Genomic DNA, 24,107 nt, shown 5'->3' on the forward strand with positions numbered 1-24,107 from the left:
TCACCTTGGGGCAGGCGGCAGCATCGGTGGGGCCGGGCGATGCGCTCGGCGTGGGGAGGAGCGGGCATGGGACTGCTGACCATCGGGGCGTTCGCGAAGGCGTCCCGGCTGTCACCGAAGGCGCTGCGTCTCTACGACGACCTCGGCCTTCTGACTCCTGCCCGCGTCGACCCGGTGACCGGGTACCGCCTCTACGCACCCGGACAACTCGGCCGGGCCCGACTGGTCGCCTGGCTGCGGCGCCTGGGCATGCCCCTGGCCCGGATCCAGCACGTCTGCACGCTGGAGCCCGGCCCGGCGGCCCAGGAGATCCGTGCGTTCTGGGCCCACGTGGAGGCTGACATCGCCGCACGGCGGGACCTGGCCACCTTCCTCATCGACCACCTGACCCGGAAGGAACCTTCCATGGCCGAGACCGCCCAGCCCCTGGGAATCCGTTACGCGGCCCTGTCCGACAGGGGACTGGTCCGCAAGAGCAATCAGGACACCGCCTACGCCGGGTCCCGCCTGCTTGCCGTCGCCGACGGCTTCGGCAGCGCAGGAGCCCCCGCGAGCGCGGCCGCCGTCGACGCGCTCAAGCGCCTGGAAACCGACAGCATCCCGGCAGGCACTCTCCTCAACCTCCTCGAAGACGCCGTCGAGCAGGCCAAGCAGGCCGTGCTCGGCGTCGCAGGAACCGGCTCGTCCCCCGAAGGGGCCGGCACGACACTCACCGCGATGCTCTGGACCGGCTCCCAGCTGGCCCTCGTCCACATCGGCGACTCCCGCGTCCACCTCCTGCGCGCCTGGAGCTCCAGCAGTAGGGGCCGGCCGCACGCCCTTCCCGCGTACGCACGCCCTAGCCGCCGATGCCACTCTTGTCGGCGCGAGCCCACTGCGCGGCGCGGACCGACCCGTCCTGGATGGCCTGCTGGGGGAGTTGAAGCCCGAGGGCCGTGTCTAGAGCGTGGAAGTACAGTTCGAACTCGTTGGTCACCTCGGGGTGGTCCAGTTCGGCTCGGCGTACGGCCTGGTTGAGGAAGTCGAGTTGACCACCCCGGTAGTAGGGCGCACGCCCACGTTCGTACCAGATCAGTTCCAGAGCACCCCAGTCGTCGTCGACGCGGCGGCCGTCGCGGGTGTGGTCGAAGGTGTAAATGGCCTTTGCGCTGCAGGCGCTCAGCTGCACGGTCTCGGTGACCCCGAGCCGGGAGAGCGCCGCACTGTCGGCCCGGGTCCCGGGTGGTGTCTCGTGGTGCATCAGGAACACCCAGTCTCCTGCCTGCCCGAAGCAGAGGCTCTCCCAGGCGATGTCCCAGCAGTCGCGGCCGGTGCCGTCCATGCTGCGCAGGTCCGACAGCCGTGTCCCGGTCGCGGTCTGCTCCGGGTCGGCTCCATGGAGCAGGGCGATGTCCTCCGCGCTGATGCCCTCGCCGCGGAAGAAGAGGAGGTTGGTGTAGGGGTCCTGCTCGCGCCACGAGCCGGCGATCCAGGCGAGGCGTTCCAGTGGGTCGCGGCCGCAGGGCGGTGCCGGCGGCGTGCCGTCCACGCCGCCGCTGCGGAATCTGGTCCCCCATGCGGGATCGATCCGGTCGAGCATCCCGGCCTGCCCGGTCACGAGGTTGGCGACCGGGCCGTGGCCGGGGGAGTGGGCCACGATGTGCTCGGCGAGACGGCGGACCGCGTCCTCGGCGACGAAGTACAGCACCTGGTCGGGATCCCGGGAGGCGAAGCTCTCCCGGTAGGGGCCGTGGTAGCCGCGCACGGTGCCGTCTTCGTCCAGGACGAGGAACAGGCGGTCCTGATCGCCTGCACGCCCTGCGTACTGGGCGGGTGATGTGCCGGTGGGCGGGAACATGGCGTCGTCGAGCAGGTCAGAACCTGCGGCTATCCGGTGCCAGGCCTGCTTGAGTGTGTGCTCGGTCATCCGCATGGGCGTCAGTATGCGACCGGGCACTGACACCCGACCCGGCTGCCCGCCCCTGGCGGCGCTTCCCCCGCTGCCCCTTCCCCGTTCATCCGGACCGTCGGGCCGACTGCTCGCCGACGACCGACCGGCCGACGGAAATCCGCTCGCGTGCGGGCCGGCGAGGGCGGACACTCGTCCCATGGCGGACATGGGGGCGTTCCGGGAAGCGGTCACCGCATGGGCGGCCGGCGGCCCCGGCGACCCCGCGCGTGAGCTGGCCGCTCGGCTGCGCGTCCGGGCGGCCGTCCTGCTCGAAGGGCCGAGTGACGTCGCAGCGGTCGACGCGCTGGCCGCGAGCCGCGGCCGGAACCTGGCGGCCGAAGGTGTCTGCGTCCTGGCGATGGGCGGTGCGATGAGCGTCGGACGCTTCGCCCGCCTCCTCGGGCCGTCCGGCCTGGGTCTCCGCCTCACGGGACTGTGCGACGAGCGGGAGCGTGGTTACTACGCCCGGGGCTTGGAGCGGGCCGGTGCGGCACAGCAGGAGTTCTTCGTCTGCGCGGCGGATCTGGAGGACGAGCTCATCCGCGCGCTGGGCGTGACGCGGGTGGCGGAGTTGGTCCGGGCGGAGGGCGACCTGCGCGCCCTGCGGACCTTCCTGCGCCAGCCCGCACAGCAGGGCCGAACCTCACAGCAGCAGTTGCGGCGCTTCCTCGGCACGAAGAAGGGCCGCAAGATCCGCTACGGCCGGGTACTCGTCGAAGCCCTCGAACCCGACCGCATACCCGCCCCGCTCGACGGCCTGCTCACCAGCCTGTGACGACGCGTGGGCCGGTCGGGTCAGGCCCGGGTGAGCCGCAGCGCGGGGCGAGGCGGGCGGCCGGTTCGGCCGAGCGCTCGGCGACACCCGGCTACCCTGTCACCTGCCAGACATGACATCGTTGCCCACGGCTGTCCCCTGCCGGCGCGATCGGTGGTGACCGGATACCTCGCCGCGAGGGGGACGGACAAGACCGTGGGGAGTGGACTCTGGTGACGAGGTGGCAGCAGCCGCAGCTGCCGGAACGGGGGCAGCGCGGGCCGGTTCCCGGTCCGCGCCGGACGCGCCGTACGCAGACGGTCTCCGAACTCCGGGCCCAGGGCCGGTACGGCCCCGAACTCCGCGAGGTTCTCCCCGCGTTCGCGGGCCTCGGTCTGGCCGCGCTGGTCACCGTGTGCCTGCTCATCTGGCTTCAGCGCACATCTGGCGTCCTCGGACTGGCGCTCGGCGTCATCCTGCTGGCTCCGGGCACCGTGGTGGCCCTGCGCGTGCGCCGTGCTGTCGTCCGCCGGCGCGGCGGCCGTTACACCGCTGCGGAGCTCGCCCTGCTCGATGAGCGCGGGTTGGCGGAGGCGGCGGCGCGCATCCTGCAGCGCGACGGCTGGCAGGTGGTCGATCTGACCCTGCAGAAGGGAAGGCGGCGCCTGCATGCCCGGGACCGCCAGGGGCGCCAACTGGACGTCGCGTTCCGCTCCGGGGCAACGGCCGAGGAAGACCGGAACTGGCGCACGGCCCTCCTCGAGACGGGCCGCCCGGGCGCCGCCCGCCCGATCCAGGTCATCGTCCACCCCGGCGGCTTCAGCCGCGCAGACGTGCTGTGGGCCGCCCGCCAGGGCGACGTCCACCTCCTGCACGGCCGCCAACTGCAGCGCTGGGCGACCGGCGCGTCCCTCGACGATCTGGGGCTGCCACGCTGACGGTTTGCCTTGCGGTCGGCGCGGTGCATCTCGATCGAGGCGGCTGCAGTCAGGGCACCTGGGCGCTGAACACCGCGTTGTGGCAGAGCTGTTCGGCGCACCACCGGAAATGTCCGTCACGGTCGTCCATGCCGAAGACATCGTAGGTGGTGAAGGCGTAGACGGCCTGGTAGACGGCAAGGGTGGCGGGTGCGTAGCCGAGTTCCTGCGCGAAGAGCCGGGTGAGTTCGGCGGTGTGCTCCTTGGCGTAGCTGCCGTACATGTCCCAGATGGCCGTGGTGACCACTGCTTCAAATGCCGGATCGCCTGCCGTGGTGTAGCAGCCGAAGTCGAGTACGGCGACGGGCCGTCCGGCACCGTCGGTGTGGATGTTGGGCGGGACGAGGTCCCCGTGGATCGCTGTCACCGGAGCGTCGGGAAGCGACCTGAGCGTGGCCAGCGTGCTTGCGACTCCCGAGTCGAAGTCCGGCACCTGCACGGCCAGGGCAGCGCCGCGCCGGGCCAGGGCGCGGGTGACCAAGGCCGCGAGCGCGTCCTGGAAGCGGTGGTGGCCCTGCCACAGCGGACGGTGGTCGCCCTGCACGGTCAGCCGGCGCATCGCGTCTGTACCCGGCACCGAGGCGAGGCCACGCAGAACGGCAAGGAGCGACGACGCCCTGGTGCTCCTGCACTTCGAGGATCTCCGGGGTGGCGAACGGCAGTGGGCGCTGTGCAAGGTCCGCATACACCTGGCGGGTGAGTGCGGTCGGCGGCCGGCCGGTCCACACCTTGGCGACCCGGCCGTCGCCCAGCCGGTAGACGATGCCCTCGACGCCGCAGCCGATGCGGCGGGCGTTCGGGTGCCCGCGCTCGGCGAGGTACCCGGGCCACGGGTCGGCGGTGGGGGACGTTTCCGAGTTCAAGGTGACCTCCTCGCCGGCAGCGCGATGGCCGCCACCCCGGCCCCGCACCCCGCGTCTCCCGTCGCCGTTGCGCACAAGGCCCAGGCCCCGAAGGCCGGCATCACCGCCACGCCGTCGGCATCCTCCGTCCGCGCCTGGCAGCTGTTCCGGGTCACCGGCAAGACGACCGGCCTCAAGCCGGGCAGCAAGGTGACCCTGCAGCAGAAGCAGCACGGCACGTGGGTCAGCCTGCCCGCCTCCGCGCCCGTCGCGCGCAACGGCTCCTACTCGCTGGGCGTCAAGCTCGGCCTGAAGGGCAAGAACGACCTGCGCGTCGTCAGCGGCAGCACGGCCTCACCGGTCTTCAACGTGACGGTCCGCTGATCCGCGCCGGCACCGCGGATCCGGCAAGCCGCCATCGGCGCGGGGAGGGCCCTGCCCGCTCCGATGGCGAGCAGCCGGCCGCGGAGGGACACATCCGCCGCACCCGGCCGGCTCCTGGACATGCGCCCAGTTCCGCTGGGTCGGCACCCGCCCGCACAGGAGCTCACGCCCCTACAGTGCCGCGAGGCTGTCGGCCAGGTCGGTGAGACCGAGTGAGCCCTGGCTGAGCGCGTTCATGTGCCAGGTGCGCAGGTCGAAACCGGTACCGAGGCGGCGGCGGGAGGCCTCACGGCCCTGCAGCCATGCGCGCTCGCCCAGCTTGTAGCCGATGGCCTGGCCGGGCCGGCCGAGGTATCGGTCGATCTCGCTGGTACGGCGGGCGGTGTCGCTGCCGTGGTGCGCGGCCATGAACGAGGTGGCGAGGTCGGGCGTCCAGCGTTCGCCGGGGTGGAAGCCGGAGTCGTCGGGGATGACCAGTTCCAGGTGCATGCCGATGTCGATGATCACGCGGATGACACGCAGCATCTGCTTGTCCAGATAGCCCAGACGGCGGGCGGGGTCGGTGAAGAAGCCCAGTTCGTCCATCAGACGCTCGGCGTACAGGGCCCACCCCTCCTTGTTGGCGCTGACCGCGCCCAGCGTGATCTGGTAGGAGCTGAGGCGGTCCGCCGCGGCGGTCCATCGGGCCGTCTGCAAGTGATGGCCGGGGACGCCCTCGTGGTACCAGGTGCTGACGATCTGCCAGGTGGGGAACGTCTGTTGGCCCAGAGTGGGCAGATACGTGCGGCCGGGGCGGCTGAAGTCCAGGCTCGGACCGGTGTAGTACGGAGCGCCGGCGCTGCCGGCGGGCGCGATCCTCGTCTCCACCCGGCGCAGGGGTCCGGAGATGTCGAAGTGGGTACCGTCGAGGGCGTCGATCGCCTCGTCCATGACCTGCTGGAGCCAGACGCGGATGTTCTCCTCGCCCACGATGGCGTGCCCGTGCCGGTTCAGGTGGTCCATGGTCTCGCGGACACTTGCGCCGGGAAGGATCCGGTCGGCTTCGGCCTGCATCTCGGCGACCGTCCGGTGGAACTCCTCCCAGGCCCAGGCGTACGCCTCGGCCGGGTCCACATCGGCGCCGTTGGCCCAGCGGGCCGAGCGCAGGTAGCGCTCACGGCCGACGGCGTCCGGGGTGCCGTCCGCGGCGGGCAGATAGGTGCCGCGCAGCCAGTCGCGGAAGCCGGCCACCGCGGTCGTCGCCCGGTCGGCGGCGGCATCCAGTTCGGGCCGGAGCCGGTCCGGCCCACCGGCCACGAACGTGGCGAACCAACTCGCGCCGCCGGCGTCCTGTCCGGTCCAGGCGGCGAGCTGCCCGATGACGGCGCGGGCCTGGCGGGGCGCGCAGATCAGCCCACGGGCGATTCCCTCGGTGAGGGTCGCCCGATAGCCGTCCAGCGCGCCGGGCAGGTTGCGCAGCCGCCCGGCCACCATCGCCCAGTCCTCATCGGTGTCCGTGGGCATCAGGGTGAAGATGCTCCGCACCTTGTGCAGGGGCGAGTTGGCGTTGCTCAGCCGGCGGAAGTGGTCGCCCGCCTCGTGCAGGGCGAGCTCCGCGGTCAGCCGCTCCCGCAGCAACCGGGCACAGTTCCGCTCGACGTCCTCGAACACCACGCCGTCCTTTTCCGCGTTCCGCTCGGTGGCGTCGAGCGTCAGGAGCGTTCGCCGGGCCAGTTCGGCGAGCGCCTCGAAGCCCTGCGGAGACAGGTCCGGCTGCCGGTCGTCCTCGGCGTCAAGGCCGAGTCGCGCCGAGGTCATGGGGTCCAGGGCGGCGACCTGCGCGACGTAGTCGTCGGCGATCCGGCGCGGGGTGTTCAGCTTCTCGGACATGGCGCTCATGCTGACGCACCGTCGCCGACGGTGTCAGCCACGCGCCGTCGGCTTTCGGCCGCTCGGCAACGCGTGCAACCTGCTCCGGGCGGGCCCGGCAGCCGGAACGACGGAACGTGAAGCCGGTGGTGCGCCATTCATGCTGTGGTCATGCTGTGGTGGGCGGGATGTTCTGGTTGGCGTGGAAGAAGTTGTCGGGGTCGTAGGTGCGCTTGATCGCGGCCAGCCGGTCGTAGTGGCCGCGGTACGTGCCCCGGACGCGGTCGGTGCTCTCCTGCTCGCCCAGGAAGTTGATGTAGCCGCCGCCCATGGAATGGGGGTGCAGTTCGGTCCAGTAGTCGACACACCACTGGCGGATCAGGCCGGCGTTGGCGGGCTCGGGGTCGATGCCGGCTACGACACCCGACCACACGGCGTTCCGGTAGGCCCAGGCCGTGTCGTCGGCGCCGGTACGGCGGGTCGCCCCGTCGACCGGGTACAGGTGCATCGTGGACAGGCCGGTGGGGAGATTCTGCCCGTACTTCTCATGCACCGTGATCGCGTCGTCCGAGATGGCGTCGAAGAAGTCGCCGCGCCAGTACCACTGCAGCCCCTTCGGGAGCAGCGCGTCGAACATGGTCTGCAGAGCGGGGTAGGGCATGGGCGTGGTGAAGTGGAAGGCGGGTGGCCCCGGTACGTTCACCACGGTCAGCACCTTCTCCAGGCGGTCCCCTGCCAGATTGCCGGTGTAGCACCACACGACCCCGCACATCTTCTGTCCGTGGATCGGCTCGGGGAAGGGCGGCCCGGGCGGAATGGTCAGCAGGGCGAAGAAGCCGTTGAGGTCCTCGGGTGCGGCGGGTATGAACTCCCGGTACCACTGCAGCACTTCGCGGGTTTGGTCCACGGGCCAGACGGTCACCGCGACGCCGACGGCGTCCACGGGGTGCAGCCGGAAGGTGAAGGAGGTGACCACGCCGAAGTTGCCGCCGCCGCCCCGCAGGGCCCAGAACAGGTCCGGGTGGTCGTTCTCCGACGCGGTGACGAACGTGCCGTCGGCGAGGACGACGTCGGCGGCCAGCAGGTTGTCGACGGTCAGGCCGTACCGGCGGGTCAGGTACCCGTGCCCGCCGCCGAGGGTGAGACCGCCGACCCCGGTGGTCGACATGATCCCGGCCGGTGTGGCGAGACCGAAGGCGTGTGTCGCGTGGTCGAGGTCGCCCAGCTGGCTTCCGCCGCCCACCCGCGCGGTCCCTGTTTCCGGGTCGACGTGCACCCAGCGCATCGGCGACAAGTCGAGCGTCAGCGCCCCGTCGACCAGGCACAGCCCCGGACCGCTGTGTCCCCCGCCGCGCACCGCCAGCTCCACCCCGGTGTCCTGGGCGAAGGAGAGCACGGTCCGTACATCCGCCACATCGACGCACCCGGCGATCGCGGCCGGCCGCCGGTCGATCATGGCGTTGTAAATGCCGCGGGCCTCGTCGTAGCCGTGGTCTCCTGGAGCGACCACGGGTCCCCGCAGGGACTCCCGCAGACTGTCGACAACTGGTTCGTTGATACCGCCCATGGTGGAACACCCCTGCTCACGTGCGTGACGCGCGGACGGAGGCGAGCGAGAAGTCCAAGCGGGCTGCGGGGGCGTGAGACGCGGATCCGTACGCGCCTGTGAAAGGACCGGCAGGGTGCGGCACCCCACTGTCGGCAGCATGCAGTACCCCGGCCACCGCCATTGTCCGCCCGGCCGCCGTCTGCCGCACGTCGGAAACGGCGGCCCCGCGCGATGCCCCAGCCACCCCCCACAGCCGTCACGGACGCCGGTCCGTCGCGGCCGGCCGGCCATCAGCCCCGGAGGTGTACTCGTCCGCGCGTTCGCCGGTGACCAGGAAGACCACGCGTCGGGCGACCGACACGGCGTGGTCGGCGAAGCGTTCGTAGTAGCGGCCGACCAGCGTGACGTCGACGGCGGTTTCGACGCCGTGCTGCCACTGGTCGTCCATCAGATGCCGGAAGATCATGCGGTGCAGCTCGTCCATGCGGTCGTCGTCCTGCTCCAGCTGCAACGCCGCGTCGACGTCCCTGGTGAGGAGTACCTCGGCGGCCTGCGCCATCAGGCGCTGCGCGAGCTGGCCCATTTCCAGGATCGTCCGGTGCAGGTCGCCCGGTACCGCGCGCCCCGGGTACCGCAGCCTGGCCAACTGGGCCACATGCCGGGCCAAGTCCCCGCACCGCTCCAGGTCCGCACTCATCCGCAGGGAGGTCACCACGGTGCGCAGGTCGGTGGCGACGGGCTGCTGCCGGGCCAGCAGCGCGATCGCCCGGTCCTCCAGATCCCTCTGGAGGTCGTCAACCTGCACGTCGGCCGAGATGACGCCCTCGGCGACCTGGAGGTCGGCGTCGAGCAGAGCGGTGGTGGCCCGGCCGATCGCGGAGCCCACCAGCCGGGCCATCTCCACCAGCCCGTCGCTGAGCGACGCCAGTTCCTCGTGGTACGTCTTTCGCATCGCGTTCCCTCCTGCACGTATGTGCTCCCGCGTCTCCCCCTCGGCACCGGACGCGTGTGCAGTCGTCCCGCCCGCCAACGGCACGGGGCGCCTCAGTGAGGCACCGATCTGGCGCCGTGGCCGAACCCACCGACATGGAGGCCCGGCCCATGCCGATGAGCCCGATGGGTGCTGGGCGCCCGGCACAGCGCGATGAGCGCGGCGTCGTCGTCGAGGCGTCCCCCGACGTGGTCGAGCAGATCGCGGCGAATGTGGTGCACAAGCTTCTCCGGGCTGCTCCCGGCCCACTGGGCGGCCCGTTCCGGGAGCGGATAGAAGGCGCCGTCGGCATCCCGGGCCTCGATGACGCCGTCGGTGTAGAGCAGGAGGGTGTCGCCGGGCTCGAAGGAGAACACATCGACCGTGTAGTCCCCGGGTGCCGTCCCGTGGATCCCGAGCGGAGGCGCCGGGTGTACGGGGACCGTCACCGCGCTCCCGTGACTGAGCAGCAGCGGCGGGGGATGGCCGCAGCTCAGGATCCGGGTCACATGGCCCTCGTCGGAGATCTCCATCAGCATCACGGTGGCGAACCGCTCGCCCAGTTCCTCGTCCGGTTCCAGGTCGGGCAGATTGCGGGCCACACTGCGCTCCAGGGCGGCGGCCAGCGTGGGCAGCGAGGTGTGGTGGTGGGCGGCTTCGCGAAAGGCTCCGATGAGGAGCGCGGCCTCACCGATGGCGGAGAGGCCCTTGCCGCGGACGTCGCCGATCATGACCCGTACGCCGCTGTCGGTGGGCGTCGCGGCGTACAGGTCACCGCCGATCTGGGCCTCGGCCTCGGCGGCCAAGTACAGACAAGCGATCTTCATCGAGCCGATCTGCTCCGGCAGCGGCCACAGCAGAACGTGCTGCGCGGCCTCGGCGATCATGCGCACCTGGGCCAGCTGGCGGGTCCGCCGTTCGCGCATCACGCAGTAGAACACGGTCAGAGCCGACAGCACGGCAAGGGCGAGAAGCTGCACCAGCACGTTGCGCGAGAACAGCACGCCGAAGTGCCAGCCGATGTACGCCTGCGCCCCCACGGCCAGGAATCCGATCAACCCGGTCAGCCAGGGTCCGGCGAACGACGCCGTGATCGCGGGGGCGATGACCAGCAGCGGCCCGAGATGGATGTCGGCCGGGACCAGCTGGTCCACCACGGTGATGACGATGACGAGCACGATGGGGATCGCCAGCAGCGCATGACTCGACTGCCATGGCTGTCGCACACCGGCAGCAACGTCTCGCCGGACATCCACGTCTTCCACAGTGCACCATCGAGGCACGGCTGACGAGCGGACACTCCCCGGCGACAGCGCCGGACAGCCACCGGGGGCCGTTGCTTGAGTTCGATCCCCAGGCCGACGTCGTTACCCGGGTGCCGGCCGGTGATGATCTCCGGCCTGTGGTGGGTGTCGTCGCCCCAGCCGCAGAGATGCTCCCGGCCATGTCGGGACGGCACAGCCGGTCATCCTTTCCGTCGGCGGGCGGACGGTCCCCCCCGTCGGGACCTCTCTGACCTGCTGGGACACCGCAAGAGGCGGGGGATACGGCGGGACGGGCCAGAACTCTGTCTCGAAGAAGTGTTATCGGGGGCGCATCGAGCGGTCTCCCAGGTATCGGACAGAATCGTTCCGCCTCGAAGGATGGGAAGCACTTTTATGAGCACGCAGGACGCGGCGGAGACGGCGGTACTGGTCACAGCCGCCCGGGAGGGCGATACGCAGGCTCAGGACGCCCTGGTCAACGCGTACCTCCCGCTGGTCTACAACATCGTCGGCCGGGCTCTGAACGGCTCGGTGGATGTCGACGACGTGGTGCAGGAGACCATGCTGCGTGCCCTGGACGGGCTGGGCGGACTGCGGACGCCCGAGCGCTTCCGGTCCTGGCTGGTGGCGATCGCGATGAACCAGGTCCGGGTGTACTGGGAGCATCGGCGCTCCGCCCCGGGCGCCGTGGAGGAGGCCGCGGACCTGGCCGATCCCGGTGCCGACTTCGTCGACCTGACCGTGGTGCAGCTCCAGCTCGCAGGGCAACGCCAGGAGACGGCGCAGGCGACGCGCTGGCTGGAACCCGACGATCGGGGACTGCTGTCACTGTGGTGGCTGGAGTGCGCCGGGGAACTCACCCGGGCCGAGGTCGCCGCGGCTCTGGACCTGTCGCCCCAGCACACAGCGGTCCGGGTGCAGCGGATGAAGGCGCAGCTCGAGGCGGCCCGGGTGGTGGTACGAGCGCTCGACGCACGGCCGCTGTGCGAGGAACTCCGGGTCGTGCTGGCCCCCTGGGACGGCAGGCCCTCGGCTCTGTGGCGCAAACGAATAGCCCGGCACGCGCGCGGCTGCCCCCGCTGCAGCGGACTGTGGAGCGGACTGATGCCCGCGGAAGGACTGCTGGCCGGCCTGGCGCTGGTCGGGGTGTCGTCCACGCTGCTGGCCCGGGAGTTCTTCGCTTCGGGGACGCTTGTCCCGGCTGGTTCCGCCGCACCGCTCGGCGGCGTCGACGGCGTCAGTGGCGCCGACGGCGGCACCCGGTCGCGCCCGGACACCGGACGGCATGGCGGACACGCCACGGCCGCCGGCTCGCGCAGCCGGTCCCGACGCCGTCGGCGCATGCGCCGCCGCGCCGTCAGCGGCGCCGTCGTCGCGGCCTGCGTCGCGGGAGGCGGCCTGTGGTACTTCGGTACGGACTCCGGTCCCGGCCCCGACCGGACGAACGCCGAGCAAAGAGCAGCCGTACCCGTCCCGGACCTCTCGACGCCCACTGCCGGCGACAAGTCTCCCTCGGCCTCGCCGTCTCCGTCTCCGTCAGCGGCCAAGACGACAAAGCCGAGCCCCGCCAAGAAAACGAGCCCTGCCAGGAAGAGCGCACCGACGGCCCGGCAGTCCACCCGACCGGCTCCGGCCCCGGCGAGGACGACGCAGGCTCCTTCCCAACCCACCGGCACGGTCGACCAGGTGGTTGCGCTGGTGAACAAGGAGCGGGCGGCCGCCGGCTGTGGTCCGCTCGCTGAGGATCCGCAACTGCAGAAGGCCGCCCAGGGCCAGTCCGACGACATGGCCGGTCGTCATTTCTTCGACCACACCAACCCGGACGGTGCCGATCCCGGGCAGCGCATCACCGCCGCCGGCTATCGCTGGTCCACCTACGGCGAGAACATCGCTCGGGGCCAGCAGACCGCCGCAGCAGTCATGGACTCCTGGATGAACAGCCCGGGCCACCGCGCGAACATCCTCAACTGCTCCTTCAAGAACATCGGCGTGGGCGTCCACAAGGGCACGGGCGGCCCCTGGTGGACGCAGGACTTCGGCGCCAAGCAATGAGACGCCTCGGATGCGGTAGCGGTGACCGGGTGCCGTGCGGGATCCCCTCGTACATGGCCGTGGGAGACTCCGTCCTCGGTCACGATCCTGCGGCGGAGGGATCACGAGCCGACTCCTGACGGTGGCCCGGCGCCGGGATGCGTCGTTGATCGGGCATGAGCGCTGCGATGGAGGACGGAGACAGTATGGCCTTCGCTCGGCTGACCGATGCCTCTCGTCCGACCGATGCCTCTCGTCTGGACGACAGGGGAGGGGATTGCCGTTGGTGCCGGGCGCTGTTCGGGTATGGCGATCAGCGGCACGCGTCGGCCCGCGCGGGCCACGACCTCACCCGTCGACTGGTTCAGCTGCGCATGGTCATACTGCCGGTCGCCGTGCTCACGGTCGTCGCTGCGGTCCTGGCGGAGATGCTCGGCTGAACCGCGCCGTACCTGCTGACCGCACGCCTGGCCGGCCGTACGCCGACCAGGCTGGTGCCGCCAGGCTCGTGCTCACCCACCTGTGGCCGGGGACCGATCCGATTGAGGCACAGCAAACAGCTGCGGAAGCCTTCCGGTGTCATCGGGTGCCAGAGACCGTACGGCCGCCCCCGTGGGCCAGGTTGGTGCGGTGCCTCGCGGGAGCCGGGGTCAGCGCCGGCGGGGGTACGAGCAGGCGTCCACGGCGTGGGCGCGTCACCGCCCGAACCGCGGTACGCCCCGCTCCCGATTCCTTCGGGGCGGGGCGCTGGTGAGCGGGTCGATCACCGAACGGCGATCACGTTCGTGGCCTTGTGGCCGACGACGTCGAAGACCACTCGCTGACCCTCGCGGGTGGTCTGCGTCTCCATGCCGGAGAACGGGCGCCTCTCGCCGTCCTCGTCGGTGATGACGCCCACGCCGTCCGCCCTGTTGTACACGGCGATTGTTCCGAGAGGCATCGTCTGTTCCTCCGTGGGTTGGCGGCTACTGACATCCCCCGGTGAGCAGAGCATCACCCGACGTGAGCGGCGGAAGAAAGCATGCCTCGGCGCGTCGGCCAGTGTTTGACCAGAAGTCAGCCGTCCGATCGGCGGGCGCGTCACACGGACGTCCGAATCACCCGGCGACCCGGCCCCATGAGACCCGCCCGCCCGCCTCAGTGCCCGAGGCACTGGCGGCGGGGCGGGCAGTGGCTTCAGGGAGTTACCCCTCAGCCCCCGGGCCGGATGCGTCCGCGCCACGCTCCGGACTCTTCTCCGCGCTGTTCGATGTACTGCTTGAAGCGCTTCATGTCGCCCTTGACGCGCCGGTCGAGCGTTCCGACCATGTCCGCGACCTTCTCCACGGCGCCGCTGGGTTCGACATCCATGACGAGTTCCACCCTGGTGTGCATGTCGTCCACGCGCTCGAAGTGGACCATGCCCTTCTGGGACGTGTCGCCCGTGGTGGTGCGCCATGTGATGCGTTCGTCGGGCAGCTGGTCGACGATCTCCGTGTCGAACTCCCGCCGGACTCCACCGATCTTGGTGATCCAGTGGTTGTGACGGTCGTCCAGTTGCCTGACCTCCTCCACGCCTTCCATGAAGTCCGGGAATGTCTCGAACTGCGTCCACTGGTTGTAGGCGGTGTGGACCGGCACGTCGACTTCTACCGTTTCCCTGACCGTGCTCATCAGTGTGCCTCCGTTGCGTCGGTCTGCTGCCTGGGGCCGAGTACCCAGGGAGCTCCGACCGCCACCTCCTGCCTCATGCCCGAGCCCTTCCAGTCGCCGTCCGTGCACGCGTGACCACAGGCTGGCAGCAGGTCCGCGGATGGGCCAGAGCGCGTGGTACCAGTACCCGCCCGTGGTCAGGGCTTGGGTTTCGTCGCTCAACGCAAGCCACGCCTGGGTCCGATGACCGAGCTGTCGCCCGGCATGACCGCCGGCCCGCTCCAATGTCTGCTCCACGGTCGACCAGCGCGTCGAGGTGCGCAGCGCGCTCCCTGTTCCGGAGCCGCGGGCGCAGCAGCCGCGACGGTCTGTCAGGTGCGTCGCGGTCTGTCGGGTGCGTCCTCTCGCCGTGCCGGCCGGGCCCGGCGCCCGGCTTCCGTTGTCAGTGGCTCTCTCTAAGGTGGCAGCGACCTGGTAGATGTCACACCGCAGGAGGGGCCGGATGGGTGCCAGTGGCTGGGAGTACGTCGCTCCGTTCAAAGGGACCGTCGAGGAGTCCCTGGAGGCTCTGCACGCGCAGGTCTTCCAGGAACTCTACGGCGACGACGAGACGTACCGGGACCTTGAGGAGCTGTGGCAGGACGCGGAGTTCATGGGCGAGGAGGGGACCCACTCGATCCTGGACATCGATCGCGTCGTCCGCACAACCGCCGCCCCGTCGACCCACAACATCGCGGACTACGGCACTCTGCGTCCGCTGGCGCCCGAGCGCGTCATACACCACTTCGGCACCGATCACCCTACGCCCGCCCAGTTCGAGGAGTTGCTCGCCCAGCCCCACGCATCCCTCACAGGGACACGTAACCGCGCGGAGACGCTCCTTGACGAGTGCCGCATGCGGTGGACCGGCGTGTACGTCGTTCTGTATACGGATGACGAGCCCACCCACCTGGGCATCTTCGGATTCTCGGGCGACTGAGCCGCACCTGGGCAGGGCGCGGAGGGCCCTCACTCCCGTCGGAGCACGATGTCGAAGCGCACGCGGGTCCAACTGCGCCCGGAGAGGTCGCGTCCGTCGGGGGTGGGAGTGCCGGCCGGCTGCCGCTCGAATCGCTTGACGAGGGATTCCCTCACGCCGAACACGGCGTCGGAATCCAGCAGACCGTCACCCTCGACGAAGATATGAGTGATGAGGGTGCGCAGGCCGGACGCGGTCACCATGAAGTGCAGATGGGAGGCGCGCACGGCCGAGCGCCCGGTCCTCTTGAGCAGGGCCCCCACCGGGCCGTCCTGAGGGATCGGGTACGGCGTCGGCGTCAGTCCCCAGAAGGCGTACCCGCCCTCCTCGTCGGTGTACAGATGGGCCCGGCCGGCCAGGTGCCCGTCGTCGTACTGCACGTCGTACAGCCCGTCCCCGTCCGCCTCCCACACCTCGAGCCGTGCCCCGGGGACCGGGTTGCCCTCGGTGTCCGTGACGGTGCCCTCGACCCAGCAGGGTTCTCCCGGGGCACCCGCGGCCATGTCTCCGCCCCTGGGGATCTCCGGGGAGCCTTTCACGAAGAACGGACCGACGACCGTGGCCTCGGTCGCGCCCGCGCCCGCCTCGTGTTGGACGTTGATGGTCTGCATGGAGGCGCCGAGGACGTCGGAGAGCAGTACGAACTCCTGGCGGCGGTCGGTGGTGATGTGGCCGACCGCAGTGAGGAAGTCGATGGCCCGCTGCCATTCGGCGTCGGTCAGCCGGACCTCGCGGATGAACGCGTGCAGGTGCCGCACCAGGGCCTGCATCACTTCTTTGAGCCGGGGGTCCGGGGTGTTCTCGAACGAGGCGAGCACCGTGCGGACCAGCTCGTCCTCGACCTGACGCTGCCGGTCCGGCACGGCGGGAGTGGTGGTGGTCATGGTGGGGATCCTCCTGGGGACGGCATGGGTGTTAGGAGTGTTTCCCCGGGAGAACGCGCCGGCCGTGGTTTCGGTGATGCCGGGGGATCTTCTCGACCCCGCGCAGCCCTGCCACGAGGCCGGGCTCCAGACGTGGTTGCCGAAGCCCGGCGCCGCCGCTCAGTCCCGTCGGCCGCAGTCGTAGAGGGCGAAGCTGCCCCTGGTGCGCCACCCGTAGGCCTTGGGGCGGAGGCGCTTGCAGTGGGACTTCACCCAGGTTGTGGCCGGAGTCGCGGGCCGCCGGGGAGTGAGCAGCACGTAGCGCAGCTGGTGATCGGTGACGAGGGTGCCGAGCTGCTGGGCGTTGGGGAACGGGGTCTTGCCGGTGAAGCCGCCCATGACCAGCGTGGGCTGGGACTCGGCGCGCAGAAGGCGCTCCGCGGGGTAGGCGGCCTGGGTGGCCAGCAGGTACTTCTCGCCGTGGCGGTGCGCGGTGAGGTAGTCGAGCAAGGCGGTGTCGCGGCGGCTGGGCTGGTCGAGCCCCACCCGGCGCAGAGCGGATCGGTGGTCGAGGGCGTTGTGGTAGACCTTGCCGACCGGACCGGCCGTCGGCGAGGTGGAGGCACCCGCGTAGAGCGGATCGAGGCAGGAGGCGGCCCAGCCGAGCGGTACGAGCAGGGTGGCCACGACTCCGGCGGCCAGAGAGCCCTGGACCAGCCCTCGGGAGGCGCGCGGCCCACGGACCCACAGGCCCAGCGCGCCGCCCACCGCGAGGATCACCGCGAGCGCCAGCAGCCAGGAGACGAATCCGGTCGGCCAGTCGAGCACCAACGCCCAGACAACCGTCAGCACGATGGCCGACGGCAGTGCCACGCGCCGGCGACCGCCGGCCTCGTGCTCGGACCGGAAGAGGGCGAGCCCTCCGCCGGCCAGTGCGGCGAGTGCCGGGGCGATGACGGCGGTGTAGTAAGGGTGATTGCCATTGGAGACGCTGAACACCACGGCGTGTACGGCCAGCCACCCGCCCCAGAGAAGAAATCCGGTGCGCAGCACGTCGGTTCGCGGTTCTCGGGCGCGCCAGACGATGCCCAGTACGGCGGCGAGCACGGCGAGCGGCAGGAACCAGGCGATCTGCGGGCCGATCGTGTGGTTGACGAGCATTCCCCAGCCGGTGTTTCCGTCGGTCCGGCTGGCGGCCGTGCCCGCGACGGCACCGAACGCGGTCGGATCGTCGCTGAAGCGGCTCATGCCGTTGTAGCCGAAGACCAGGCTGAACGGATTGTTGTTGGAGGTGCCGTCGACATAGGGGCGGTCCGCGGCGGGCGTCACCCAGGCGAGCAGCACCCACGAGCAGGAGACGAGCAGTGCGACCACGCCGCCGAGCAGGGAGCGCAGGGCTCGCTTCAACGCGGTGCCGGGCGCGGCGATTTGGTGGACGACGGCGAACACCGGCAGCACCAGCCACGCCTGCAGCATCTTCGTCTGGAAGGCGAGCCCGACCCAGATGCCACAGGTGATCAGCGGGAGCAGCCGCTCGGTCCGCACCGCCTTCTGCAGGGCTCCGGCGGCAGCCACCAGCAGCAGGGTCAGTGCGGTGTCCGGAATGGTGGCCCGGTTGAGCACCACGGTGACCGGGGTGAAGGTGAGCGTGAGCGCGGCGATCAGCGCGGCGAACGGCCCGGCCCAGGCCCGTACGATCCGGTGGAGCAGCCAGACCGTCAGCACGCCCTCGACGACCTGCGGCAACGCGGCGGCCCACGTGTGCGGCCCGAAGAGCCAGACGGAAGCGGCCTCGGGCCAAAAGGCGCCCGGCAGCTTGTCGAGGGTGATCGAACCGCTGGGGTCGAGCCCGCCGAAGAGGAATGCGCGCCAACTGGTGGCCATCGACCGTATCGCCGCGCTGTAGTACGGGTGAATCGCAGCGTGCCCCATGCCCCAGGCGTACAGCACCGTGGCGACGACCAGGACCGTGGCGAGCGCCGGGCGCTCCCAGCGCAAGGGGGCTTCCGGCCGGCCGTCGTGGCGGTTCGATGCCCGGTGGCCGGGATGGCCGGTGGTCTGGGCGGTGGGAGTGGTGGCCATGGGATGGGTCCTCGGATCAGTGGTCAGACGGTGCGGCGGGTCACGCCGCGGGCGGCTCGGAGATCGCAGGCATGGTCGGTGGCGTCCAGCAGTACACCGTCCGGCAGATCGTGCCTGGTCGGGCCGCTGGCGGCAGAGCGGCTGGAGAAGAGGCGGCGGCGGCTCCGGTCGTCGAGGTCCAGGTACATGCCGCAGGGCTCGTCGGCTGCGGTCGGCGACGCCGCCCCGTCGGCGTGGGTGACGCCGACGTCGCTGTAGGCGTCGAGCATGTAGACGGTGCGCCCGTCGTCGTGGTTGCAACGGGGGCCGGTCTCTCCAGGACGGCGAGCAGCCATGACGCGCTGTCCGGGGCGCCAGATTGAGTGCGGCCGGGGAAGTCGCTGCGCCGGGCGCCGTACACGCGTCGGCCGCACGGCGCCGCGCAGTCGTCCGGGCGCCGCTTGCGGTGCCCTCCGACAGCTGGATTTCCGCGGGGATCCACTGCGTTCCGGCCGCCAAGGCATCGGGAACAGACCGGGAGTTGCTGCTGCCCGGGCCTGCCACGGTGAGAGCGGCCGTCAACGGCAGCAGCACGACGAGCGGGGTGATCGGCACGCCTGCACTCGCGGATCAGTGGCATATCGGCGGGGCGGAGGGTGCGGTGTCGGCGCGGCGCCCGGGAAGCGGTGGGCAGGGCAGTGGATCCTCTCTCAACCGGCGACGAGCGCTCGAATGTTCGACAAGCGCACACTTTAGCCGCATGAGGTCGCGCAGCCGTCACCCTCTCGTCCCTGCACCATGCCTTCGAGGGGGACCGTGCGGCGACGAAGGGCGGGCCCCCGGCGGGGGCCCGTTCGTGGGGCGTCCGGTCAGCGGACGAAGGAGATCTCCGGGTAGCTCTTGGCCGGTCCGTCCAGCAGGGTGCTGTGCTTGTGGCGCAGCTCCTGGTCGAAGAAGGCGGCGACGTAGTCGCGCTGGATCTTGATCGCTCGGTCGGGGTCGATCGGGCCGAACTCCTGCTTCAGCTGGTCCGGGGAGAGTCCGAGCAGGCCTGCCTCCTGCGGCACCATCACCTCGTTGTCGCTGAAGGACCGGTGCCTCGAACCGTGGAGCTGGATGTCGACCCGGTACCCCTTGAGATGGGGCCACAGTTGGCGCCACGAAGAGTCGTTGTTCCGGTTGTGGGTGCCGGAGCTGAAGAGCATGAAGGGGCGGCTCAGGTCCTTGCTCGGCGCCGTTCCGAAGAACTGGCCGTCCAGGTTGGCGCCGGCGGCGATGCGACGGTCGAGCTGCATGGCGGTGTCGACCGCCGCGCCGCCCAGCGACCAGCCGAACATCCCGATACGGGACGTGTCCACGGCGTGCGACAGACCGGAGGGGAGCTTGGCGTGGTCGACGTCCGGGTTGCCGCCCTTGGCGATGGTGCCGAGCTGGTTGATGACGAAACGGATGTCGGCGGCGCGCACGTTGAGCGTGTCGGACGAGTGCGAGCCGGCCGGCATCTTGTTGACCTCGAGCCGTCCGCCCGGGAATTCGACCTCACCGGCGTCGTGGGTGTGATCGACGGTGACGACGAGGTAGCCGCGGCTGGCGAGATCCTGAGTGAGCGCGGTGCCCATTGCGCGGTCCGAGTGCAGACCGGTCGAATACAGCAGCACGGGCAGCTTGCCGAGCCGGGTGTCGACCGGGGCGAGGGCGTGTCCGGCGGTCTGCGGCAGCGTGACCTGCTGCGGCGACAGGCCGCGTGAGTGGAGGAAGTGATTGCCCGAGAGCGACGGCATCCACGGTGTCTGAGCGTGCCCGGACGTGGAGGCCGCCGGATACCAGTACGTCACCATCAACTCGCGCGCCCTGCCGCGGACGTACGGGTCGGTACGGGACTTGTCGACGAGGTGCTGACTGAACGTGCCGACCGGGTAGCGCCCGCTCGGCGCGGGAAGTGTCAGCTGGAGAGCGGGACCGCGCCCCACACTGGGCCTGAGGGCCGGGTGGACGGCCTTCTGCGGTGGGATGCTGTCGTTCTCGGGCGCCCAGGGCGCGGCCTGATCGGGTGACGGCGCGGTGGCTGTGGGCGTGTGGGGTGCCTTCTCGGCGGCTGTCGCCGGCGTCATTCCGGCACTTACCGCGGCGGCCAGAGCGCCTGCGGTACCGACCACACGGGCTATGAGTCTGCGGCGCTGGCGCGGACGGCGGTGTGGCATGGAACTCCCCCTGGTGGATCATAGAGCGTTGGTCCGGTGATTGTCTGCGGCACACCGTACCGTTGCCCCCGCCGCCCAACTGCCGACCCGTCCGCGATCCCCCATGAGTCGCGTCTCGACATGCTAGGAGTGTTGAGTGTGGGATCCACTGGCCTGCGCGCCACCGCTGACCGGCGAAACCCGCCCGCCCCGTTCCGATAACATGATCGAACGCACGAACGATCGCCCTGAAATCTGACAAATCGGCTGAAGAATTGATATCCAAGGCGCCGCGGGAGTTCTCGCGAAAAAACTACAGAACTGGGTTCGCCGCGTGGCGTCGACCACGGGCGATCCTGTGGGCCGCGGCGGGTGTGGCAACCCTCGGGTTCCTCATCACGCTGGAGATCGCCGCGCGTGGTTACGGGCTGCCCGGGCCGATCACCAATCAGGCGCGGGAGGTGATCTTCGCCCCGAAATCGGGGCCGCTGCTGTACGCCGGTATGGCGTTGATGATGGTGGTGCTCACCTGGCGGCAACGGTTCATCGCGGTCGGTGCCGCGATCGGCATCGACGTCGTCTTCGTGCTGGTGCGGTGGGTGATCGGCGTCAAGGCGACCGAGGGCCACCCCTTCGGCAACGGCGCGTTGTGGGTGATGCTGGGCTGTGCGGTCGTCGCTGTGACACGACGCACCGGCGCCGAACGTGCCCTGCTGCTCAAGGGCGTCGGGCTGGGCCTGCTGCTGGTGGCCGGCCGGAAGACGGGCGATGCCTGGCTGCTCATCACGTCAAAGACCCGTCCGACGGTGCTCGACCCGTATGTGGCAACCGCCGATCACGCGCTGGGCAACCCGTCATGGCTGGTGGGCCGGATCGTCGACGCCACCGGCCCGATCGGCGCTCACCTTCTCGACTACGTCTACGCGCAGCTCGCGGTGGCCGCGGTCGTCGTCGCGCTGTACCAGCTGCGGAATGTGGCGGTCGAGCGCCGCTTCCCCAGGCATCATCTGGTGCGCACCTTCCTGGTCATCGGCCTCCTCGGGCCGGCCATCTACATGATCTTCCCGGTGGTCGGACCGGTCTTCGCCTACGGCCCCGGCGCCTTCGGTACCGGCGGCGTGCACTGGGCGGTGGCCGACCTGTGGCCCCACACGCCGCCGCCGATCAGCCCCCCGCACCCGGTGCCGTACGACGGGCTCACCCCCCGCAACTGCATGCCCAGCCTGCACACGGCGTGGGCCACCACGATCTTCATCCACTCCCGCAAGGGCCCACGGATGCTGCGTTTCGCGGGCACGTTCTGGCTGATCGCCACGCTCACCGCGACCCTGGGATTCGGCTACCACTACGGCGTGGATCTCGTCGCCGGTCTGGTGTTCGCGTTCACGGTCGAGGCGGCGCTGCGCTCGCTCGACCGCGGCTGGGACCGGTCGGGAATCCAGCTGGTCCTCCACGGAGCGACGGTGTTCGCCGCGCTCCTGGTGTCGTACCGCTGTCTGCCGGTGGAGATGGCCGATCATCCGTGGGTGTTCGGGCCGCTTCTCCTTCTGGCGATGGCCTCGGTGGTCTACGGCTACCTGTGGACCACCAAACGGTGGGAAACGAATGCCGCAACAGCCCAGCAACCGGAACCGCAACCCGCACTCGCCTGAGGCAGGGTGCATTTCTGCGGGGCAATGCCGATCCGCCGGGTGGACAGCCGACCGAAATCTGCGGACGTGGTGGCGGCGGCCGAGGGTCACGCCGACCAGCAGCCCTCTTCCCGCCGCGGCGTCCTACCAGATCAGGCACCAATAGCTGCCGTAGTTCCCGATGCCGATGCGGATGCCTTGCGGGACGAGGCCGGGGTCGGGCCGGCCCACGGCGGCCAACGAGCACGAGGGGTCCCCGACCGCCCCGGCGGCGGCCATGCGGTGAGCGGCGCCGACCGCTGCGGGGGAGGTGTACCACGTCGTGGTCGGTGCGCCGGTGCCGCCGGCCGTCGGCGTGGGAGCGGGGGAGGGCGCGGCGGTCGACGGCCTCGTCGGCGTCGGCGCCGGGGAGGTCGTGGTCCGCGAGGGCGATGCCGGGGGCGGGACCGCTGTGGGGCGGGCGGGTGGCCGGGTTGCCTGCGGTGTCCGTGCGGTCGGCGTCGGTGCGGCTGACGGGGGAGCTGTCGTCTGCCGGTTCGTCGGCCGGCTGGTCGGTGCTGCCGGGGGCTGGGTCGTCGCCGTCGGTGTCGCCGTCGGTGTCGATGTCGGTCTGGGTGCGGCCGTGCCCGTGTGTGTCGGCCCTGGGGTGCTGGATGGTGCCGGTGCAGTGGGCTGGGACGGTGGCGGTTTCGCCGTCGGCAGGGACAGGTTCCCCGAGGCCGACGGGTGTGGCCTGGGCGTTCCGCCGTGCGGCACCGCCAGCCATACGCCGAGGCCGCCGAGCACGAGCACAGCAGCACCGGCCGCGATCCACGGGGCCCTCCTCGAAGGGCGCCGGTGACGGCTCATGTCTCCCACTGTCAGCCAGCCCGTCGGCGACTTCAACCGGGGACGGACCTGGCATCGCGCACGACGGACGGTCTCCGATCCGGGCTCGACCAGGTGGGCCGCCGAGCACGATCCTGTTCAGGCGGGTCCCGTCCGCCCGGCGCGGGGTTGCCCGGTCGCTGCGGAAGGGGTCGGCGTATTGGTTCGGGGCGCGGCAGGTGTCTGCAGGCCGGTCATGCGGGGAAACGAGCGGGCGGCCAACAGGAAGCCGAGGGTCGTCAGCACGAACGGCCAGGTGAGCGGGTGGCCGCCGGACGGGGCGAGCAGATGGGCGACGGCCGGTGTGAGGGTGGTCGCGGTCGAGGCGCCGAGCAGCGCGTACCACAGGGTCGCCGGGGTCGCGGGCAGGAACACCCCGCACAGCGCCAGCGCGACCAGCACCGCGTTGTAGCCCATCGTGCCGTCGGCGATCCGTGCGGCCGGCACCCCGAGCGCCCAGGCCGTCAGGATGCCTGTCGCACTGCCGGCACAGGCCACCCACCCCGCCACCCGGCTCACCAGGAAGAGGCCGGCGAGCAGCAGGGCTCCCGCGTACCACTGATCCAGGAAGAACACCTGGGCCACGTTGCGGAAGAACGCCGCCCCCACGTCGTTCAGTCGCAGAACGGTGGGTCCGGCGGCAGCGCGGGGCAGCGCTGCGACGCTCCCGCCATGCGGCCAGATCCGCAGGAAGGCCGGCGCGGCAACGGCGACCGCGCCCGCCAGCAGGCAGTAAGGGATGGTCAGCGTCGGCAGAGACCACACGTGCAGCAGGCGGATCACAGCCGCTGCTACGACGGTGACCACGAGGCAGGCCGCAGCGGCGAGCAGCACCGTGGACAGCCTGTCCGCATCGAAGAACACGGCGAAGCACAGCGCGGTCAGGCAGCAGTTGAAGCCCTCCAGCCCCGTCCGCACCCGGTCGCGGGCCACGCCCAGCAGCTGTGCGGTGCCGGTGCCGAGGGCGGCACCGCCCGCACCGTAGGCGCCGTACCGCCAGTCCGCCGTGGACAGCGCGAGACAGAAGACAGCGCCTGCCCAAGCGCTGTCGAGGAACACGACCTGGGCCACGCCGCGCAGCACGAACACCCCGAACTCCAGAGCGCGCCTTGGAGACCACCACATACCGAACCCCCCACACAGTTTTTCCGCTAGACGGCATTGTATTTCCGTCATGCGACATATCTGTGCGCTGGAAGCGGGCTGGGCCGGACGCTGTCGTGCGGTGAACGCGGCTGTCTCAGCTGTTCGGCAGGCGGGTGCCTTCAGGTGCGCCCGAGGCAAGCCAGGCAAGGCCGGCACCGC

21 protein-coding genes and 1 pseudogene are annotated in these 24,107 nt (G+C 70.8%); 9 read left to right on the top strand and 13 right to left on the bottom strand.

What is annotated here, in order from left to right:
- Nucleotides 1–66: 66 nt before the first annotated feature.
- Nucleotides 67–783: pseudogene (locus ACZ41I_RS14510) on the top strand (MerR family transcriptional regulator); the annotation flags it as partial.
- A gap of 55 nt (nt 784–838) precedes the next feature.
- Here ACZ41I_RS14510 and ACZ41I_RS14515 read toward each other — a convergent pair.
- Nucleotides 839–1,912, bottom strand: coding sequence for a hypothetical protein (locus tag ACZ41I_RS14515; RefSeq protein WP_468514216.1), 1,074 nt, complete (start codon nt 1,910–1,912; stop codon nt 839–841).
- 175 nt (nt 1,913–2,087) lie between these two features.
- Between ACZ41I_RS14515 and ACZ41I_RS14520 the strand changes: the two genes are divergently transcribed.
- Both ACZ41I_RS14520 and ACZ41I_RS14525 read left to right on the top strand, forming a co-directional pair.
- A complete protein-coding gene (locus ACZ41I_RS14520; RefSeq protein ID WP_363220936.1) occupies nt 2,088–2,705 on the top strand; it encodes a TOPRIM nucleotidyl transferase/hydrolase domain-containing protein in 618 nt (205 codons plus the stop codon).
- A gap of 212 nt (nt 2,706–2,917) precedes the next feature.
- Nucleotides 2,918–3,622: a hypothetical protein gene (locus tag ACZ41I_RS14525; RefSeq protein WP_468514217.1), complete on the top strand. Its 705-nt coding sequence runs from the start codon at nt 2,918–2,920 to the stop codon at nt 3,620–3,622.
- A 49-nt stretch (nt 3,623–3,671) separates the two neighbouring features.
- On the opposite strand, the gene ACZ41I_RS14530 is transcribed toward ACZ41I_RS14525, so the two are convergent.
- On the bottom strand, nt 3,672–4,238 hold the full coding sequence (locus ACZ41I_RS14530) for a phosphotransferase (protein ID WP_468514218.1): 567 nt from the start codon (nt 4,236–4,238) through the stop codon (nt 3,672–3,674).
- Between the two features lie 310 nt (nt 4,239–4,548).
- Here ACZ41I_RS14530 and ACZ41I_RS14535 point away from each other — a divergent pair, with 310 nt between their 5' ends.
- Complete coding sequence (locus ACZ41I_RS14535; protein WP_468514410.1) at nt 4,549–4,887, top strand: hypothetical protein; 339 nt, start codon at nt 4,549–4,551, stop codon at nt 4,885–4,887.
- A 171-nt stretch (nt 4,888–5,058) separates the two neighbouring features.
- On the opposite strand, the gene ACZ41I_RS14540 is transcribed toward ACZ41I_RS14535, so the two are convergent.
- The 4 genes from ACZ41I_RS14540 to ACZ41I_RS14555 form a co-directional block, all read right to left on the bottom strand.
- Nucleotides 5,059–6,756 (bottom strand): DUF885 domain-containing protein, encoded by a 1,698-nt coding sequence (locus ACZ41I_RS14540; protein WP_468514219.1) that lies wholly within the window; start codon nt 6,754–6,756, stop codon nt 5,059–5,061.
- 148 nt (nt 6,757–6,904) lie between these two features.
- Nucleotides 6,905–8,302 carry an FAD-binding oxidoreductase gene (locus ACZ41I_RS14545; RefSeq protein ID WP_363219408.1) on the bottom strand — a complete coding sequence of 466 codons (1,398 nt, stop codon included), beginning with the start codon at nt 8,300–8,302 and terminating at the stop codon, nt 6,905–6,907.
- A gap of 238 nt (nt 8,303–8,540) precedes the next feature.
- Nucleotides 8,541–9,236, bottom strand: a complete 696-nt coding sequence (phoU, locus tag ACZ41I_RS14550) for a phosphate signaling complex protein PhoU (RefSeq protein WP_363219407.1) — start codon at nt 9,234–9,236, stop codon at nt 8,541–8,543.
- Between the two features lie 92 nt (nt 9,237–9,328).
- The gene (locus ACZ41I_RS14555; protein ID WP_468514220.1) at nt 9,329–10,480 is read right to left on the bottom strand and encodes a PP2C family protein-serine/threonine phosphatase; all 1,152 of its coding nucleotides are present in this window, start codon (nt 10,478–10,480) and stop codon (nt 9,329–9,331) included.
- A 432-nt stretch (nt 10,481–10,912) separates the two neighbouring features.
- On the opposite strand from ACZ41I_RS14555, the gene ACZ41I_RS14560 reads away from it, so the two are divergent.
- Together ACZ41I_RS14560 and ACZ41I_RS14565 are read left to right on the top strand one after the other, a co-directional pair.
- Nucleotides 10,913–12,571, top strand: a complete 1,659-nt coding sequence (locus ACZ41I_RS14560; RefSeq protein ID WP_468514221.1) for a sigma-70 family RNA polymerase sigma factor — start codon at nt 10,913–10,915, stop codon at nt 12,569–12,571.
- Between the two features lie 155 nt (nt 12,572–12,726).
- Nucleotides 12,727–12,990 (top strand): hypothetical protein, encoded by a 264-nt coding sequence (locus ACZ41I_RS14565; protein ID WP_468514222.1) that lies wholly within the window; start codon nt 12,727–12,729, stop codon nt 12,988–12,990.
- 323 nt (nt 12,991–13,313) lie between these two features.
- Here ACZ41I_RS14565 and ACZ41I_RS14570 read toward each other — a convergent pair whose 3' ends face one another.
- Complete coding sequence (locus tag ACZ41I_RS14570) at nt 13,314–13,490, bottom strand: cold-shock protein (protein ID WP_363219403.1); 177 nt, start codon at nt 13,488–13,490, stop codon at nt 13,314–13,316.
- A 251-nt stretch (nt 13,491–13,741) separates the two neighbouring features.
- Nucleotides 13,742–14,203: an SRPBCC family protein gene (locus tag ACZ41I_RS14575; protein ID WP_363219402.1), complete on the bottom strand. Its 462-nt coding sequence runs from the start codon at nt 14,201–14,203 to the stop codon at nt 13,742–13,744.
- Nucleotides 14,204–14,684: 481 nt separating this feature from the next.
- Between ACZ41I_RS14575 and ACZ41I_RS14580 the strand changes: the two genes are divergently transcribed.
- Nucleotides 14,685–15,161 carry a hypothetical protein gene (locus ACZ41I_RS14580; RefSeq protein ID WP_468514223.1) on the top strand — a complete coding sequence of 159 codons (477 nt, stop codon included), beginning with the start codon at nt 14,685–14,687 and terminating at the stop codon, nt 15,159–15,161.
- 29 nt (nt 15,162–15,190) lie between these two features.
- On the opposite strand, the gene ACZ41I_RS14585 is transcribed toward ACZ41I_RS14580, so the two are convergent.
- The 4 genes from ACZ41I_RS14585 to ACZ41I_RS14600 all read right to left on the bottom strand — a co-directional run bounded on the left by ACZ41I_RS14585 (nt 15,191) and on the right by ACZ41I_RS14600 (nt 20,235).
- On the bottom strand, nt 15,191–16,084 hold the full coding sequence (locus ACZ41I_RS14585) for a dioxygenase family protein (protein WP_468514224.1): 894 nt from the start codon (nt 16,082–16,084) through the stop codon (nt 15,191–15,193).
- Between the two features lie 159 nt (nt 16,085–16,243).
- Entirely contained in the window at nt 16,244–18,145 is a 1,902-nt protein-coding gene (locus ACZ41I_RS14590) for an ArnT family glycosyltransferase (RefSeq protein ID WP_468514225.1), read from the bottom strand.
- A gap of 23 nt (nt 18,146–18,168) precedes the next feature.
- Entirely contained in the window at nt 18,169–18,480 is a 312-nt protein-coding gene (locus ACZ41I_RS14595) for a hypothetical protein (RefSeq protein WP_468514226.1), read from the bottom strand.
- Between the two features lie 513 nt (nt 18,481–18,993).
- Nucleotides 18,994–20,235: an alpha/beta hydrolase family protein gene (locus ACZ41I_RS14600; RefSeq protein WP_468514227.1), complete on the bottom strand. Its 1,242-nt coding sequence runs from the start codon at nt 20,233–20,235 to the stop codon at nt 18,994–18,996.
- 422 nt (nt 20,236–20,657) lie between these two features.
- Here ACZ41I_RS14600 and ACZ41I_RS14605 point away from each other — a divergent pair, with 422 nt between their 5' ends.
- Together ACZ41I_RS14605 and ACZ41I_RS14610 are read left to right on the top strand one after the other, a co-directional pair.
- Nucleotides 20,658–21,956 carry a phosphatase PAP2 family protein gene (locus ACZ41I_RS14605; RefSeq protein WP_468514411.1) on the top strand — a complete coding sequence of 433 codons (1,299 nt, stop codon included), beginning with the start codon at nt 20,658–20,660 and terminating at the stop codon, nt 21,954–21,956.
- Between the two features lie 301 nt (nt 21,957–22,257).
- The gene (locus tag ACZ41I_RS14610; RefSeq protein WP_468514228.1) at nt 22,258–22,776 is read left to right on the top strand and encodes a hypothetical protein; all 519 of its coding nucleotides are present in this window, start codon (nt 22,258–22,260) and stop codon (nt 22,774–22,776) included.
- 125 nt (nt 22,777–22,901) lie between these two features.
- Here the strand turns inward: ACZ41I_RS14610 and ACZ41I_RS14615 are convergent, their stop codons facing one another.
- Nucleotides 22,902–23,891 (bottom strand): urea transporter, encoded by a 990-nt coding sequence (locus ACZ41I_RS14615; protein ID WP_468514229.1) that lies wholly within the window; start codon nt 23,889–23,891, stop codon nt 22,902–22,904.
- Nucleotides 23,892–24,107: the final 216 nt, after the last annotated feature.

The sequence above is a fragment of the Streptomyces sp. NPDC030799 genome, from assembly GCF_055572255.1.